The 15,327-nt window shown below is 65.2% G+C and carries 14 protein-coding genes; 8 read left to right on the top strand and 6 right to left on the bottom strand.

The annotated features are described in order from the left end of the window. Nucleotides 1-175 precede the first annotated feature (175 nt). A complete protein-coding gene (locus tag GGD62_RS36790; RefSeq protein ID WP_183713374.1) occupies nucleotides 176-1,792 on the bottom strand; it encodes a B12-binding domain-containing radical SAM protein in 1,617 nt (538 codons plus the stop codon). A 332-nt stretch (nucleotides 1,793-2,124) separates the two neighbouring features. On the opposite strand from GGD62_RS36790, the gene GGD62_RS36785 reads away from it, so the two are divergent. The 7 genes from GGD62_RS36785 to soxA all read left to right on the top strand — a co-directional run bounded on the left by GGD62_RS36785 (nucleotide 2,125) and on the right by soxA (nucleotide 8,303). Then, complete coding sequence (locus GGD62_RS36785; RefSeq protein WP_026202799.1) at nucleotides 2,125-2,574, top strand: (2Fe-2S)-binding protein; 450 nt, start codon at nucleotides 2,125-2,127, stop codon at nucleotides 2,572-2,574. Nucleotides 2,575-2,586: 12 nt separating this feature from the next. After that, nucleotides 2,587-4,773, top strand: coding sequence for a xanthine dehydrogenase family protein molybdopterin-binding subunit (locus GGD62_RS36780; protein WP_183713371.1), 2,187 nt, complete (start codon nucleotides 2,587-2,589; stop codon nucleotides 4,771-4,773). A gap of 52 nt (nucleotides 4,774-4,825) precedes the next feature. Beyond that, on the top strand, nucleotides 4,826-6,097 hold the full coding sequence (locus tag GGD62_RS36775) for an NAD(P)/FAD-dependent oxidoreductase (protein ID WP_183713368.1): 1,272 nt from the start codon (nucleotides 4,826-4,828) through the stop codon (nucleotides 6,095-6,097). A 196-nt stretch (nucleotides 6,098-6,293) separates the two neighbouring features. Then, complete coding sequence (gene soxX, locus GGD62_RS36770) at nucleotides 6,294-6,734, top strand: sulfur oxidation c-type cytochrome SoxX (RefSeq protein WP_183713414.1); 441 nt, start codon at nucleotides 6,294-6,296, stop codon at nucleotides 6,732-6,734. Nucleotides 6,735-6,742: 8 nt separating this feature from the next. Beyond that, on the top strand, nucleotides 6,743-7,210 hold the full coding sequence (locus tag GGD62_RS36765) for a SoxY-related AACIE arm protein (protein ID WP_183713365.1): 468 nt from the start codon (nucleotides 6,743-6,745) through the stop codon (nucleotides 7,208-7,210). After that, nucleotides 7,210-7,527, top strand: coding sequence for a thiosulfate oxidation carrier complex protein SoxZ (soxZ, locus tag GGD62_RS36760; RefSeq protein WP_183713362.1), 318 nt, complete (start codon nucleotides 7,210-7,212; stop codon nucleotides 7,525-7,527). The genes GGD62_RS36765 and soxZ overlap by 1 nt, the downstream gene beginning before the upstream one ends. Further along, nucleotides 7,524-8,303: a sulfur oxidation c-type cytochrome SoxA gene (gene soxA, locus GGD62_RS36755; RefSeq protein ID WP_183713359.1), complete on the top strand. Its 780-nt coding sequence runs from the start codon at nucleotides 7,524-7,526 to the stop codon at nucleotides 8,301-8,303. Before soxZ ends, soxA begins: the two co-directional genes overlap by 4 nt. Nucleotides 8,304-8,305: 2 nt before the next feature. Here the strand turns inward: soxA and GGD62_RS36750 are convergent, their stop codons facing one another. Together GGD62_RS36750 and GGD62_RS36745 are read right to left on the bottom strand one after the other, a co-directional pair. Further along, a complete protein-coding gene (locus tag GGD62_RS36750) occupies nucleotides 8,306-8,830 on the bottom strand; it encodes a hypothetical protein (RefSeq protein WP_246800434.1) in 525 nt (174 codons plus the stop codon). Between the two features lie 34 nt (nucleotides 8,831-8,864). Next, on the bottom strand, nucleotides 8,865-10,484 hold the full coding sequence (locus tag GGD62_RS36745; RefSeq protein WP_246800433.1) for a hypothetical protein: 1,620 nt from the start codon (nucleotides 10,482-10,484) through the stop codon (nucleotides 8,865-8,867). A gap of 165 nt (nucleotides 10,485-10,649) precedes the next feature. Here GGD62_RS36745 and GGD62_RS36740 point away from each other — a divergent pair, with 165 nt between their 5' ends. After that, on the top strand, nucleotides 10,650-11,654 hold the full coding sequence (locus GGD62_RS36740; protein ID WP_179735521.1) for a helix-turn-helix domain-containing protein: 1,005 nt from the start codon (nucleotides 10,650-10,652) through the stop codon (nucleotides 11,652-11,654). A 78-nt stretch (nucleotides 11,655-11,732) separates the two neighbouring features. On the opposite strand, the gene GGD62_RS36735 is transcribed toward GGD62_RS36740, so the two are convergent. The 3 genes from GGD62_RS36735 to GGD62_RS36725 all read right to left on the bottom strand — a co-directional run bounded on the left by GGD62_RS36735 (nucleotide 11,733) and on the right by GGD62_RS36725 (nucleotide 15,304). Next, nucleotides 11,733-13,400 (bottom strand): regulator, encoded by a 1,668-nt coding sequence (locus tag GGD62_RS36735; protein WP_183713356.1) that lies wholly within the window; start codon nucleotides 13,398-13,400, stop codon nucleotides 11,733-11,735. Between the two features lie 10 nt (nucleotides 13,401-13,410). Then, on the bottom strand, nucleotides 13,411-14,109 hold the full coding sequence (locus GGD62_RS36730; RefSeq protein ID WP_018322701.1) for a cysteine hydrolase family protein: 699 nt from the start codon (nucleotides 14,107-14,109) through the stop codon (nucleotides 13,411-13,413). 247 nt (nucleotides 14,110-14,356) lie between these two features. After that, nucleotides 14,357-15,304, bottom strand: a complete 948-nt coding sequence (locus GGD62_RS36725; RefSeq protein ID WP_177237265.1) for a hypothetical protein — start codon at nucleotides 15,302-15,304, stop codon at nucleotides 14,357-14,359. Between the last annotated feature and the right edge of the window lie 23 nt (nucleotides 15,305-15,327).

Here is a 15,327-nt window from a genome sequence, read left to right as displayed (position 1 = left end):
GCGCGGAACGTCCAGACGCCGAAATCGCGGCGGGCCCGGGTCGTCCTGACGACGATCAGCTTGAGGTTGTCCTGCTGTCAAGCCGGGATCTCACACATGACAGCCAGTTTGATTGCCGACGGCACGCCGGGCAGCGCATCAAAGCGTCGTGGGCGGTTCCATCGCTCTCCGGATGTCAGGCCAGATGTCGAGCCTCGGTCGCGCCCACAGCTACGGCTGGACTCGGGATTTGCTCGTCCAGCGCCGCCAGGCGCGCGTCAATGGCGGCGATGACCTTGCGCGAGAACGGTCCGAGATGGGCATAGGCTGCGATCATCTGCACGGCAATGCGCGCGGATGTCGTGTCGCGCTTGGCGCAGTTCATGAAAGTTTGCCACAACGGTCCACGCGCCTCGGGAAGGGCGGTGACCACCTTGTGCACCGTCTCCATCGCACCGAGCTTGGCGCGGATATCGCCTTCGGCGAGCTCGTGGCGCTGCCGGGACCGGTCGAGCAGCGTCATGAGGCGGTCGACGCGTCCTGAATAGGCAGCCGGGCTGTAGACGTGCTCCAGCACCCGCCTGTAGTCCGTCAGGATGTCGCGGAGCGGGCGCACCGGATCGAAATTGATTCCAGCCGTGCACTGATCGGCGCCGATGGTCGGCGCCACATCGTGGCCCGCGTGGAGCCGGCCTTCGCGCTCCAGGCGGCGCGTCAGCTGCGTGTTCGGCAAGGCATAGAGTAGTCCGACCATGCTGACGGGAATCGCCGCTTCCTCGATGAAATCGATCATGGCGTCCGCCATGGAGACCTTCTCATTGTCGAAACCGACGATGAAGCCAGCGGTGACGAGCATGCCGGCGGCGTAGATCTTGTGGATGCTCTCGGCGATGTTGCGCCGGGTATTCTGCTTCTTCCGCATCGCGACCAGCGTTGCCGGATCCGGACTCTCGATACCGACGAAGATGGCGAAGAAATTCGCCGCCCCCATCAACTCCAATAGCTCGGGATCATCGGCCAAGTTGACCGAGGCTTCGGTCGACAATTCGAACGGATAGCCGTGGGTCCGCTGCCATTCGGCGAGCTTAGGCAGGAATTGCCGCAGCGACTTCTTGTTGCCGATGAAATTATCGTCGACGAAGTCGAGATGGCCGCGGTAGCCCATCTGATAGAGCCTATCGAGCTCGACGAACATCTGCTCGATCGTCTTGGTCCGCGGCACGCGGCCGTAGAGCTCGATGATGTCGCAGAACTCGCAGGTGAACGGACAACCGCGCGAATACTGCACACCGAGATAGAGATAGTCCTCGAACTTGAGCAAGTCGAAACGCGGCACCGGCGTCTTGGTCACGTCCGCCTGGAATTTCGGTGCGGTGAAGGTGCCGCTCCGCGCGCCACCCTCCCAGGCCGCAATGAATTCGTCGATGACGCTCTCGGCCTCACCGAGCACCCGGAAGTCGGCCCGCTCATAGATGTGCGGGCTCGAAGTCGGGTCGGGACCGCCCACGACGACCGGCTTGCCAGCCGCGCGGCAGAGCTCGATCAGGCGCAGCGTGTCGGCCTGCTGCGGCATCATCCCGCCGGTGAAGACGACATCGGCCCAGGCGAGATCCTCGTCATTGAAGGGCGCCGTGTTGCAATCGATCAGCCGGACGGTCCAGCTTTCGGGCAGCATCGCGGCAACGGTGATCAGGCCCAAAGGAGCGGCCGGGCGCTTTACGCCCAATACCTTGCAGGATTCGCCAAAGGTCCAGAAGGACTCTGCCGAGAACAGCGGGTACAGCATCAGTACGTTGGGACTCGGCACGTTCATGGAACTCCTTCTGGCGTCGGCGCAGTGTACCAAAGCGCCCGCGTCTTGCACCCCGGCAAAAGGGACAAACTGTCGCCGTGGCCTCGACCGGGCCTGGAACCGGCGTTCACGGCTGGCGTCGCCTCAGACCCATGGATTGGCGCCCGCGGAAGGACGACCGAATCAACCATGATGGAGGGCGAGACAAAACACCACCCTCCCCACAATCTTCCCTCAGCGGCGTAATTCTTCGCATTTCACCCCTCGGACTGTTGATTTGAACAGTTCCAGTTTGCCGGACACATTGCGCCCCTGAGTTCAATCGGTGGATTGGGCCAATCAGGGGACTTGCGATGGCAAACCTAACAATCAACGGAAAAACCTTCACTCTCGACGTCGAGCCGGATACGCCGCTGCTCTGGGCGATTCGCGAGAATGCCGGCCTGACGGGCACCAAATACGGTTGCGGCATTGCACAATGCGGCGCCTGCACGGTTCACATCGAAGGCGTCGCCACCCGCTCCTGCGGCGTCTCGGTCAGCGAAGCCGAGGGCAAGAAGATCACCACCATCGAGGGGCTCGCCTCCGGCGATGCGCTGCACAAGGTGCAGGAGGCCTGGATCGCCCAGGACGTGCCGCAATGCGGCTATTGCCAGAGCGGCATGATCATGGCGGTGGCGGCGCTGCTGAGCGAGAAGCCGAAGCCCACCGACGCCGATATCGACGAGGCCATCACCAACATTTGCCGCTGCGGCACCTTCCAGCAGGTGCGCGAAGCGATCCACACGATCGCAAGCGCGTAAGGAAATCCCCACATGAATAAGCATATCTCGCCGCGGCTCAACCGCCGCGCCTTCGTCATCGGCAGCGCCACGCTCGGCGCCGGCCTTGCGATCGGCCTCGACCTCCCCTTCGGCGGGCCCGCCGTGGTCCGTGCGGCCGACGGCTCGCCGGAGATCGGCGCCTGGGTCGTGGTCAGGCCCGACGACACCGTCGTGATCCGCATCGCCCGCTCCGAGATGGGCCAGGGCTCACTCACCGGTCTCGCCCAGCTCGTCGCCGAGGAGCTCGAATGCGACTGGACCAAGGTCACCACCGAATATCCGACACCCGGCCAGAGCGTCGCCCGCAAGCGCGTCTGGGGCGATTTTTCGACCGGCGGCAGCCGCGGCATCCGCTCCTCGCAGGACTATGTCCGCAAGGGCGGCGCCACCGCGCGCGTGATGCTGATCCAGGCCGCCGCCGATGCATGGAAGGTGCCGGCCTCCGAATGCGCGGCCGCGAACAGCGTCATCACCCATACGCCATCGGGCCGGACCACGACCTACGGCAAGGTCGCCGAGGCCGCAGCCAAGCTGTCGCCGCCGGCCGAGGTCAAGCTGAAGGATCCGAAGGACTGGAAGCTGATCGGCAAGGGCGTGAAGCGGCTCGACACCGTCGACAAGACCACCGGCGCCATGATCTACGGCGCCGACATCAAGCTGCCGGGCATGCTGAATGCCGCGATCAAGGATTGCCCGGTGTTCGGCGGCAAGCTGAAGAGCTTTGACGAAGCCAAGATCGCCAGCATGAAAGGCGTCAAGAAAGTCGTCAAGGTCGGCGATACCGCGGTCGCGGTCGTTGCCGACACCTGGTGGCACGCCAAGACCGCGCTGGAGGCGCTGCCGATCGTCTGGGACGAGGGCGACAACGCAAAGGTCTCGAGTGAGTCGATTGCGAAGTGGCTGGCCGAAGGCCTCAACAACGACCAGCCGGCCTATGTCGGCAACAGGAACGGCGATGCGAAGGCCGCGATTGCCGGCGCCGCCAAGAAGGTCGAGGCCGTCTACTCCTATCCCTACCAGAACCACGCCACCATGGAGCCGATGAACGCCACCGCGCTCTACACCGCGGACAAATGCGAGGTCTGGTGCGGCACGCAGAATGGCGAGGCGGCGTTCGCGGCGGTGCTCGAAGCTTCCGGCCTGCCGGCCGACAAGTGCGACGTGCACAAGGTGATGTTAGGGGGCGGTTTCGGCCGACGCGGCCAGACCGACTATGTCCGCCAGGCCGTGATGATCGCCAAAGAGATGCCGGGCACCCCGGTCAAGCTGTTGTGGTCGCGCGAAGAGGACATGGCGCACGGCCGGTACCACCCGATCACCCAGTGCAAGATGACCGGCGCGTTCGACGCCAACAACAACCTGGTCGCGCTGCACTACCGCCTGTCCGGACAATCGATCCTGTTCTCGCTGCGCCCCGAAGCGCTGCAGAACGGCATGGATCCGGCCGCCTTCCAGGGCGTCGCCCAATCCGGCGAAGCGGCGTTCGGCTATTCGGTGCCGAACCTGCTGGTCGAGCATGCGATGCGCAACCCGCACGTTCCGCCCGGCTTCTGGCGCGGCGTCAACGTCAATCACAACGCCATCTACATGGAATGCTTCATGGACGAGCTGGCTCAGGCCGCAGGCCAGGACCCGCTCGAATTCCGCCGCAAGCTGATGGGCAACCATCCCAAGCATCTGGCGGTGCTCAACGCGGTCGCCGAGAAGATCGGCTGGACGACGCCGGCGCCGCAGGGCGTTTATCGCGGCATCGCCCAGGTCATGGGCTATGGCAGCTATGTTGCCGGCGCCGCCGAAATCTCGGTGACCGACGGCAGCAAGATCAAGGTGCATCGCATCGTCGCCTCCACCGATCCCGGCTACGTCGTCAATCCGGCGCAGGTGGAGCGGCAGATCGCGGGGTCCTTCGTCTATGGCCTCTCCGCGCTGTTCTACGGCGGCTGCACCGTCAAGGACGGCAAGATCGAGCAAACCAACTTCGACACCTACAACTCGATGCGCATCAACGAGATGCCGAAGGTTGAATCGGTGATGGTGCCAAGCGGCGGGTTCTGGGGCGGCGTCGGCGAGCCCACCATCGGCGTCGCCGCGCCGGCGGTGCTCAATGCGTACTTCGCCGCGACCGGCAAGCGCATCCGCTCCGTGCCGCTGCGGGACCAGAATATCACCTTCGCCTAAGCACAGCCGCGGCGGCCACGACGGCCGCCGCGGCATTTTGCGGACAAGATTCATGAATGCGCCGGTGACACGGCGGAATGCCGTTCTCGGCATCACCGCCGCGGCCACATCGTTTGCCGTCCCCTCGATCCTGCGCGCGCAATCCGCAGGCCGCATCGTCGTGGTCGGCGGCGGCTTTGGTGGAGCGGCCTGCGCGCGGGCGCTCAAGCGTGCGCAGGCGGGCTTGCAGGTGACGCTGATCGAGCCGAACAAGACCTTCACGTCGTGCCCCTTCAGCAACGAGGTGATCGCCGGCTTGCGCGAGATCGACGCGCAGCAGTTCGGCTATGACAGGCTCGCCGCCGAGGGCGTCACCGTCGCTGCTCAGGCCGCGACGGCCGTCGACGCGCAAAAGCGCAGCGTGACGGCCGCCGATGGCGCCACGTTTGCCTATGACCGCCTCGTGCTCTCGCCCGGCATCGACTTCCACTTGGAAGCCCTGCCCGGCTATGACGACGCCGCATCGGAGAAGATGCCGCACGCCTGGAAGGCCGGCGCGCAGACCCTGCTGCTGCGCAGGCAGGTGGAAGCAATGGCTGACGGCGGCACGGTCGCGATCGCAATCCCCGCTAATCCCTCGCGCTGCCCGCCCGCGCCATACGAGCGCGCCAGCCTGATCGCGCATTATCTGAAGACGAACAAGCCACGGTCAAAAGTTCTGATCCTCGACGCCAAGGACAATTTCTCCCAGCAGCGGCTGTTCGAGAGGGCGTGGAAGGAGCTCTATGGCGACATGATCGAGCGCATCGCGCTGTCACAAGGCGGCCGCGTGACCTCAGTCGATCCGGCGACCATGACCATTGTCACCGAGTTCGGCAACTACACGCCAGATGTCGCCAATGTCATTCCGCCGCAACGCGCGGGACGCATTGCCGAGATCGCAGGCGTGGCGGACCACACCGGCTGGTGTCCGATCGATCCCGTGACCTTCGAGTCGAAGCTCGTCAAGAACATCCATGTCATCGGCGACGCCTGCCTCGGCGGCGGCATTCCCAAATCGGCCTCGGCCGCAAGCGGGCAGGGCAAGGCTTGCGCCGCTGCCATCGTCGCTTTGCTCGCGGGCCGGGCACCCGAGACGCCACGGCTGACCGGCGTCTGCTACAACACCGTCGCGCCAGGCTATGGATTTTTGCTTGCAGGCAATTATCAGCCGAAAGGCGACATCTTTGCCGAGGTCGAGGGCGGCGCGACGAGCCCAGTCGATGCCCCGCGCGAATTGCGCGCCCGCGAGGCGACCGAAGCCGAGCGCTGGTTTCAAATCATCACGGCGGACGTCTTTGGTTAGAGCGATGATGGGACCAAGTTGCCGCCACGAGCTAGGTGCGCTCCCTCCCCCGCTTGCGGAGGAGGGTTGGGGAGAGGGTGTCTCCACTCGCGAGACTCCCCAAGAGGAAAAAGCCCTCACCCGCCGCTGCGCGGCGACCTCTCCCGCAAGCGGGAGAGGTAAGCGGAGTTCGCGGCGGCACCGTGCACCCAGTCCGATTTCTGCGGTTGCTGCGTTCATCGCGGCGAGCCTCGCCCTGTCCTCGCTTGCCAAGGCAGACGAACTCGCGCCCTACAAGATCGTAGGCGAAGGCATCCCGGCTTCTCTCACGGGCGCGCCAGGCGATGCCGTGCGCGGCCGCGCGCTGGTGCTGGCGCGCACCACGACATGCATCCTCTGCCATTCCGGCCCCTTCCCCGAAACGCGGTTCCAGGGCGATCTCGCGCCCGACCTCGCCGGGGCCGGGAACCGATGGTCGGTGAGTCAGTTGCGGCTTCGGCTGGTCGATGCGGCGCGCTTCAACCCGGACACCATCATGCCGTCCTATTATCGCAACGGCGACCTCGTGCGAGTCGGACGCAATTTTGCCGGAAAGCCGATCTTGTCGGCGGCGGAGATCGAGGACATCGTGGCTTTTCTTGCAACGCTTCGCGACTAGGACTGTTCATGCCAACCACGCGACGACAATTTCTGAGCCTCGCCGGAGGCGTGACGGCCGCCGGGACGATCCCGATCGTCACCCTGCGTCCGCTTCACGCGACGCCGGCGATGCTCAACACCGCAATCCGCAATGTCGTCGGCGAAGCACCAATTCGCACCGGCAGGGTAAAGCTCGACATTCCGCCGCTGGTCGAGAACGGCAACACCGTGCCGATGACGGTAAGCGTTGCAAGCCCGATGACGGCGGACGACCACGTCAAGAGCATCCACGTCTTCAACGAGAAGAACCCGCAGCCGAACATCGGCAATTTCTATTTCGGCCCCTCCACCGGCCGCGCCCAAGTCTCGACCCGCATCCGCCTCGCCGACACCCAGAAGGTGGTTGCGATCGCACACCTGTCCGACGACACGTTCTGGCAGGTCGCCGCCGACGTGGTCGTGACGCTGGCCGCCTGCACCGAGGAGATGAACTGATGGCCGCGCTTATCAACGTTCCCGCGAAGGCCAAGCGCGGCGACGTCATCGAGATCCGCACGCTGACCTCGCATATCATGGAAACAGGCTTCCGCCATACCACAGACGGCAAGCTGGTGCCGCGCGACATCATCACGAGCTTCACCTGCCGCTACAACGGCGCCGAGATCTTCCGCGCCGATCTGTTTCCGGCGATCGCGGCCAATCCTTATCTGTCGTTCTTCACGGTCGCCAGGAAAAGCGGCAAGTTCGAGTTCGAGTGGATCGGCGACAACGGCTATTCCTCCACCGCGTCGGCATCGATCATTGTCGAATGAGCGTTTGGCGCGCGATAGCGGCGGCCGCATTGTTCGCCGCAGCGCCTGCCCTGCCCGCTGGTGAAGTCCCGCACGATGCGCGCCGGTCCGGCTACTCCTTCATGGGCCCGGACACGCGCGCCATGCAGGACGACGACACCTCCAATCCCGGCATGCTGTTCGTGCTCGATGGCGAACAGCTATGGGACAAGAAGACCGGCAGCGCCGAGAAAGCCTGCGCGGATTGCCATGGCGATACACGCACCAGCATGAAGGGTGTTGCCGCACGCTACCCGGCCTTCGACAAGGCGCTCAGTCGCCCGGTCACGCTCGACCAGCGCATCAATCTCTGCCGCTCCAATCATCAGCAGGCCTCGCCACTGCCTTACGAGAGCCGCGACCTCCTGGCGCTGTCCGCCTTCGTCGCCCATCAATCGCGCGGTGTCGCGATCACCGCCGGCGACGATCCGCAAGCAAAGCCCTTCGTGGAGCAAGGCCGCGACCTCTTCATGCAGCGCGAGGGCCAGCTCAACCTCGCCTGCACCAATTGCCACGACGACAATTTCGACAAGCGCCTTGCGGGCGCGCCGATCACGCAGGGACAGCCGACCGGCTATCCGCTCTACCGCCTCGAATGGCAAACGCTGGGATCGCTGGAGCGACGGCTGCGCAGCTGCATGAGCGGCGTCCGCGCCCAGGCCTATGATTACGGCTCGCCCGAGCTGGTCGCGCTCGAGCTTTATCTGATGTCGCGGGCGCGCGGCTTGCCGATGGAGACGCCGGCCGTCCGGCCCTGAGACTAGTGCTTTGAGGCTTCCGCTTGCGGCGAGGTGGCTTCGGCCGCAGCCGCGGGTGTCGCGACCGATAGTCCATGGAGCCTCCAGCTACCGCCGACATCCTGAAACATCAGATCGAAATCGATCTGCAACGGCCTCGTCGGAATGGTGCCGCTGAGCCGCAGCATGCCGCGGCCATTGACGTTGGGTGCCGCCGACAATCGCGGGGCGAGAAGTGCGGCTCCAAACAGGTCGAACTTGCGGGCCCGCAGGTCGGAGAACGCAAGCGCGAGATCGGCGGCACTATTCCTGGCCTGGAATTCAGGTGCGGCAAGGTCGCGCAACACCGAATAATTGCCGGAGCGATTGGCGTCATTCAACGTCAGTAGCGAGGAGCGGATCAGATAGAGTGCCTGCTCGACGGTGACCTGCGGCCCGCCCTGTCGTGTCGGGGCCGCGGCGGGGTGAACCGCCCAACGATCCGCAAAGCCGGAAGGCGGTGATTGCGTCTCCGCACGCATGGGTGCGCAGGCTGCGATGAGGATCATACCTACGATCAATCGTGGCGATACGACCATGCACTCACCAGCCCATGCGCAAGCCGACGCGTCCGCCGGCGACCCGCTGGTCGGGTCCGTAACCTATTCCGCCGTTGAACTGCATGTTCTGATTGAGACGTAGTGCCGCGTTGAACGCGAGACCGTTGGCCCGCTCGAAGGTCCCGTAGTTCATGGTCACGGCAAAACTCTCATTCGGCAGCAGCGTCGGCACGCCGGCCATGGCAAAGGCCATGGCGACGCCGCTGGTCACCTTGCTGGTCCGGCTGCTGAGGTCGTCGAGGCGGCCGTTGATGCTGGCGAGCTGGCCATTGATGGCGCTGAGATCGCTGGCCGAGGCGATGCCGAGATTGGCAAGCGTCGTGGTCGCGAGATTGCCGGCGCCATCGGAAGTGACAAGCTGGGTCGTGCCGCTCTGCGCAGCCTTGCTGGCCGAAGAGGTGATGCCGGCCATAGTGTAGGTGTTGCCGGCCGTGCCGAACGTCTGCTGGTTGGCGCGGGTCACTGTGGCGCCATTGCCGAAGGCGGCGGAATTGGCAAAGCCGGCGCTGGAATTGTTGCCGACAGCGAAGGCATTGGCCCCAGTGACCGAAACGGTGTTGCCGATTGCGATGCCGCCCGCGCCGGTCACGGTCCCCGCGTTCGCCATCACCAGCGCATTGGGCGCATTGACGGTGTTGCCGGAGCCGAACACGGAGGATCCGGCAGCGCTCGCCGTGCCGGCCACCGCGTTGTTGGAGCCGACTACATTGACGTTGTCGCCCCGCCCGGCCTGATTGGTGCCGTTGACGGTGTTGTTGTCGCCCAGCACGAAGCTGCCGTTGCCATTCAGCGTATTGGGGTCGCCGATGGCGTAGCTGCCATTGCCGCGCACGGTCTGCCCGGTGCCGAACGCGCCGCTGTTGTTGCCGGTGACACTGTTGCTCGCGCCGACCGCGGTGCTGTTGGCACCATTCACTCCGGTATTGTAGCCGACCGCCGTGCCGTTTGTGCCCGCTGCATAAACGTTGGCGCTGGCACCTATCGCCAAGGCGTTGTCGGCGAGCGCCCGACTGGCGTTGCCAACCGCCGTGCTGGCAATGCCGCCTGCTGCCGCTCCATAGCCTACGGCCGCACTGGCAAAGGCGCCAGCGGCCGCCTGGTAGCCGATCGCCGTGCCGGCAAAGCCTAACGCGGAACTCTGGTAGCCGAAAGCCGAAGCGTTGGCGCCGCTGGCCGAACTCGAGGCGCCGGCCGCCGTGCTCCAGAAGCCGCCCGCATAGCTGTGATAGCCCAGCGCCGTGCTCATGCCGCCTGCGGCGAGGCTTCCGGCACCAAAGGCCGAGGCCTCCGAACCGGCAGCGCTCGAAGCGCCGTATGCGGCGCCCTCGGTCGTCGCGCTTGCATTGGCTCCGCAAGCGACGCTTGAAAACGAGCTTGCGGTTGCACCGGCGGCACTGTTGCTGGCATCGACGCAGACGAACTGCGCCCGCGCGGATGAGGCATCCAGCCAGGCGAAGGCGAGCGCGATTGCAGCAGCCGCGAAATTCCCGAGCAAGGGCCGGCCGCACCCGCGGCGCGCAGCCCCCCTCGCGGCCGACGTCCTTCTCTCGACGATCCGACCCTCAGCCGGCTTCAACGCAACCGCCATCCCCTGCTCGCTCATCGCTCACCTTCAAGTCATTAGCAAATTGCGCGGGCCGGCAAACACTCACGTCTGGCCCGCGCGCGATAATATGAATATTCATGTCCGTAGACTGCGGTTCGACGACGTGGAAACTTGCCTGATCGTCCCAATTTGCAGACCAACTGCCGGAGGGAGCGGCCTGGCATGACGAAAATTCCGTATCTGCGGTTCGATACAGCGGAGCTACCCGCCGCCGAGCGGCTCGATCGCTACCGCGCGATTCTCACCCATTACGAGGTGTCGGTCCCCGAAGGCACGTCCAGCGACGACTTCGAGGTTCTGGCCGAGGCCTGGCTGCTGGGCGGCCTGGTGACCGCATCCACCAGGATGGGGCCCGTGCGCTTCACCCGAACCGCCGCGCTGGCAAAGGCCGATGGCCGCAACTCATTCGCGCTGCTGCTGCTCCGTCGCGGCGCCTGGAGCGGCGAGGTCGACGGCGAGCCGATCTCGGCCGGCCCCGGCCAGGTGCTAGTGCTCGACCTGACCCGGCGCTTCGACGGCATCGCCACGGCGACCGACACGATCAGCCTCGACGTCGAGCGCGATGCAATCGTCAACGCCGCGCCCGATGGTCTCGACCTGCACGGGCTCGTCCTCGACGGCGCCGCCGGCCGCGTGCTCGCCGATCAGATGGGACTGCTGCGACGACGGCTTCCGGCGATGGACGGGAACGAGGCGCCCGAGGCGGTCCAGACGACGCTCGGGCTGCTGCGCGGATGTTTCGGCATGGCCGCGCGGCCGCGCGAGCAAGGGCTCGCCCGGCGCGACATCGCCATCCTTCATCGCGCCAGCCGTTTCATCGATCAGAACCTCGGTCACCCCGATCTCTCGGTGGCAACCATCTGCCGCGAGATCGGCGTGTCGCGCTCGGTGCTCTATCGGGTCTTCACGCCGCTGGCGGGCGTCGCCGATTACATCCGCGGACGGCGGCTCGAGGCGATCCATGTGCTGCTGGATGACGCCGACGAAGACCGCTGGAATGCGGAGATCGCAGCTGAATTCGGCTTCGTGAGCCAGGCCCATTTCAGCCGCAGCTTCCGGCAACGCTTCGGCTACTCGCCGCGCGCAGCGCGCGACTCCCGCGATCTCGCAGCTGCCGTCGACGCTGGCCCGGAGCTATTCCGCGAGTGGATCAACCAGCTCGGTTGACTTGCCTTGTCGTGCGGCTTGAAAGGCAACGGCCGGGCAGCATATCGCCGCCCGGCCGCAATCTCCGCTTCGCTTCTCCTATTCCGCCGGCGCGGCCGACATCTCCGGATGGGCGGCATAGTGTCCGCCGGCGCCAAGCTTGCTGGCCGCGAACAGGCCGGCGGCCATCGCGGCGTAGGCCAGCGCAACGGCGGGCGTGACACCGAATCCGCCGCCGATGCCGACGGCCTCGCCATGCATGAAGCCGAAATAGGTCAGGACCGCACCGACCAGCGCGAAGCCTGATGCCTTCTCGAAGTCGCGCTCGATGATGAAGACGCCGATCGCGCCCAGGATGAGGCCGCCGAGGATGGAGCCGCCGCCCATCACCTCCAGTCCGTGGTAGAACACGCCCTGCTGCGGCAGCGCGGCGATCGCGGCAGCCTTCACCGCGTCGGCCTTGTCGGCCGCCATGCCGCCGACGGTTGCCGCCGCATTCATGGTCGAGCCCAGCATCGTGTCGATCTGCAGCTTGGCCCAGGCGGCCAGATGCGGCGTCAGCGCCAGCACGATCGCGGGCGCGTGCTTGACCGGCGTGGTCTGGAACGCCTGGGCGCCGATCAGCATGCCGATGTAGAGCAGGATCGGCGAGATCGCGACCACGGGCACGAGGGCCAGCAGCACCGAGATGATGCCGAACCAGGCCAGCACGATCACCATGATGCCGGTTGCGGCGGAGTAACCGATGCGGCCGCCCATCGCCTTCCAGCCGGGATGGCCGATATAGACGGCGTTGATGAAGGGATTGCCCATCAGGCAGCCGATCAGGCTGACGACGCCGTCCGCCGTGAGGACTCGCGTGGTTGGATATTCGTCGCCCGCTGCCTCCGCGCTCTCGACATTGTCCATGGCTTCGACGAGGTCATAGATGCCGAACGGAATGGCGGTGACCAGGATGATGCCGAGGAATTCGAAGCCGGAGAACACGTAGCCCACGGCGGGAATCGGCACCGAGAAGCCGAAATTGGCGAAGGCATCGCCGACACCCTTGACGCTAAGTCCACCGAGGCCAAGACCGAACAGGTTCGAGCCCCAGGCGATGATCATGCCGACTGCGATCGCGACGAGGCCTGCGGGAATGCCGCGCGGATATTTCACGCCACCGAACCAGCTCACCAGGATGATGGCGAAGCAGACGAGACCAATCTGCGGCGTCATATACATCTCAAGCGCCGGCCGCATCGAGATGAAGGTGACAGAGACGCCGGCAAGCGTGCCGAGCAGCGCCGCGCGCGGCGTGATCTTGCGGATGAACGGCGCTATGAAACCGCCGATCATGAGAATGAAGCTCTGGAAGAACACCCAGACGAGGCCGGCCGACCAGCCCTTGAGCGGGTCACCGGTCTTCAGCGTGATCGGCAGCATGATCACGAAGGTGACGATGAACATGTGCGGCACGCTGACGCCCGAGGGCAGCGCGCAGACGTCGTTGCGGCCGGTCTTCTGCGCCAAACGGTAGGCGAGGTAGGCGTAGTAGAAGGTCGAGAGGCACATCATCAGCCCTAGCGCGGGCAGGATGCGGCCGAACACCAGACTGTCCGGCATCTTCAAGACGAAGCGCAGCAGCCCCGTGAGCACCAGCATGTTGACGAGGATGTTGGTGCCGAAGCCGAAAAACGCGTTCCAGTCGCCCGATGTCCATAGCGCCGGCTTGAACTCGGACTTGTTCAAGTCAGATTTGCCGGCCGTCCCCGTCAATGTGCTCATGACAATACCCCTATGTGGTCGAAACCTTCATTGCCTCCAGAACTGCGGCTGAGGTTGCGACCCAGCCGAAGATGCCGCCCTGGGCCTTGATCATCTTCAGGCCCATCTCGTGAAACTCGGGGAAGTAGGATGCGCAGCCGTCCGACATGACGACGCAGCGGTAGCCGCGGTCATTGGCCTCGCGCACTGTGGTGTTGACGCACACTTCGGTGGTGACGCCGCACACCAGCAGATTCTCGATGCCGTATTTCTCCAGCACGTCGCCGAGCTCGGTGGCGTAGAACGCGCCCTTGCCGGGCTTATCGATCACGATCTCGCTGTCGAGCGGATAGAGCTCGGGAATGATGTCGTGACCGGCCTCGCCGCGAATGAGGATGCGGCCCATCGGACCGGGGTCGCCAATGCGCAAAGACGGCGCGCCGCGCTCGACTTTCGCCGGCGGCGCGTCGGAGAGATCGGGCAGATGGCCCTCGCGGGTGTGGATCACCAACATGCCGGTGTCGCGCGCCGCCGTCAGCACGGTGCCGATCGGCTTCACCGCGCGCGCAAGCTGGCTGACGTCGTTGCCGAGCGTCTCGCCGAAGCCGCCGGGCTCCATGAAGTCGCGCTGCATGTCGATGATGAGAAGCGCGGTGCTCGGCCAGTCGAGCCTGATCGGCTCGGGCTCGGCGCTGATGACGCCCAATGTCGACTTGCTCGAGTCCAGCATGACGCCCGCCCCTCGCGAGAACTCTCTTTGCCGGAGTTCTGCAAGCGCCGTGCCATTGTGTACAATTGCGGTGGAGCGCCGGACGCGAGGGAATTCGTTGTGTAGTCAGAAGGTTACGCAAGCGATCGGCGTCTGCATATTCCCTGTGCGACGGCTTCGCCGCGTGCATCTGCTTAAAGGATGGGCGGCCGATTGGCAGCATTCTTCCCTTCTCCCCTCACAAGGGGAGAGGGTGCAGCCATCGCTCCTACGCCCCATACAGCTGCCGATACTCTTCCTCGTACGGCGCATAGGAGTCCTTCATCGTCGCCATGTTCAGCAGCATGGTGGCCACCATGGTGCCCGCCTTGTCGAACACGCGTGTCCTGACCCAGGCGCTTTCGGTGCGGCGGCTGCCGGAGAGCGCGACCACCTCGCGCTCGACTTCGTACTCCTCGCCCTCGAAGAGCGGGCCCTTGATCAGCCGGATCTCCTGATCGGCGAACAGGCCGACGGCCGGGCCCTTGGCCGGGAGCGGATCGTCCTTCGAGCGATACTGGAACAGCACGCTCAGCATCTCCATCGGGATGATCGGTCTGCCCCAGGGGTTGTCGGCGCCGGAATAGTACGGCGAATTCTCGGTGATGACGGCGAGCTTCTGCCGCAGCGAGAACGGATAGAGGTCGCCCATGGTCTGATCGAACGCCATGCGGACCGTCTGCCGCTTGCCGGTCTGCGCCACCTTGACGTCGCGCAGGATGACGGGATCGGCGAGCGGCTTGAGCTCGGCGAGGCGCGCCTCCAGCGCAGTCGCTGCGTGCGGTTCACCGACCGAAGCCGTGCCGCGCAGCACCTCGGTGCCGTCGCGCTTGACCATCTGGATCTGGCACTGGCTTGTTCCGGGCAGTGGCTTCGACAGAATCGCCTGCACCTCCTCGCCCTCATAGCAGACGCTGCGATAATGCGCGGACAGGCAGCCGGTTTCGAACCAGGTGTGTCCCCACAGCTGCGCGCAGAGCGGAGCGAACTGGCTGAAATGCGTCGGGCCTTCGATGGTGCCGCCCTTGAAGCCGAGCTTCTGCGCGGTGGCGTCGTCGTGAATGGACGCGTGCGCGTCGTAGGTTTGCGCTTGCAGCATCTGACGCGGCTGGCGCCACGGTCCAATCAGGGCCTCGGCCGTCGCTGTGATCTCGGTGTCGAATGCGTTTGCAGCCATGATGTTCTCCACTGGAAGCCATG

The organism is Bradyrhizobium sp. ERR14 (assembly GCF_014198235.1).
GTDB lineage: Bacteria > Pseudomonadota > Alphaproteobacteria > Rhizobiales > Xanthobacteraceae > Bradyrhizobium.
Note: the sequence above shows the minus strand (reverse complement) of the source record. Positions and strands in the feature narration are given on the sequence as shown.

Excerpts from the sequence above, each read along its gene's own strand:
- GGD62_RS36790 (WP_183713374.1), bottom strand. The coding sequence starts at position 1,792 with ATGAACGTGCCGAGTCCCAACGTACTGATGCTGTACCCGCTGTTCTCG.
- GGD62_RS36785 (WP_026202799.1), top strand. The coding sequence starts at position 2,125 with ATGGCAAACCTAACAATCAACGGAAAAACCTTCACTCTCGACGTCGAG.
- GGD62_RS36780 (WP_183713371.1), top strand. The coding sequence starts at position 2,587 with ATGAATAAGCATATCTCGCCGCGGCTCAACCGCCGCGCCTTCGTCATC.
- GGD62_RS36775 (WP_183713368.1), top strand. The coding sequence starts at position 4,826 with ATGAATGCGCCGGTGACACGGCGGAATGCCGTTCTCGGCATCACCGCC.
- GGD62_RS36765 (WP_183713365.1), top strand. The coding sequence starts at position 6,743 with ATGCCAACCACGCGACGACAATTTCTGAGCCTCGCCGGAGGCGTGACG.
- soxZ (WP_183713362.1), top strand. The coding sequence starts at position 7,210 with ATGGCCGCGCTTATCAACGTTCCCGCGAAGGCCAAGCGCGGCGACGTC.
- soxA (WP_183713359.1), top strand. The coding sequence starts at position 7,524 with ATGAGCGTTTGGCGCGCGATAGCGGCGGCCGCATTGTTCGCCGCAGCG.
- GGD62_RS36750 (WP_246800434.1), bottom strand. The coding sequence starts at position 8,830 with ATGATCCTCATCGCAGCCTGCGCACCCATGCGTGCGGAGACGCAATCA.
- GGD62_RS36745 (WP_246800433.1), bottom strand. The coding sequence starts at position 10,484 with ATGAGCGAGCAGGGGATGGCGGTTGCGTTGAAGCCGGCTGAGGGTCGG.
- GGD62_RS36740 (WP_179735521.1), top strand. The coding sequence starts at position 10,650 with ATGACGAAAATTCCGTATCTGCGGTTCGATACAGCGGAGCTACCCGCC.
- GGD62_RS36735 (WP_183713356.1), bottom strand. The coding sequence starts at position 13,400 with ATGAGCACATTGACGGGGACGGCCGGCAAATCTGACTTGAACAAGTCC.
- GGD62_RS36730 (WP_018322701.1), bottom strand. The coding sequence starts at position 14,109 with ATGCTGGACTCGAGCAAGTCGACATTGGGCGTCATCAGCGCCGAGCCC.
- GGD62_RS36725 (WP_177237265.1), bottom strand. The coding sequence starts at position 15,304 with ATGGCTGCAAACGCATTCGACACCGAGATCACAGCGACGGCCGAGGCC.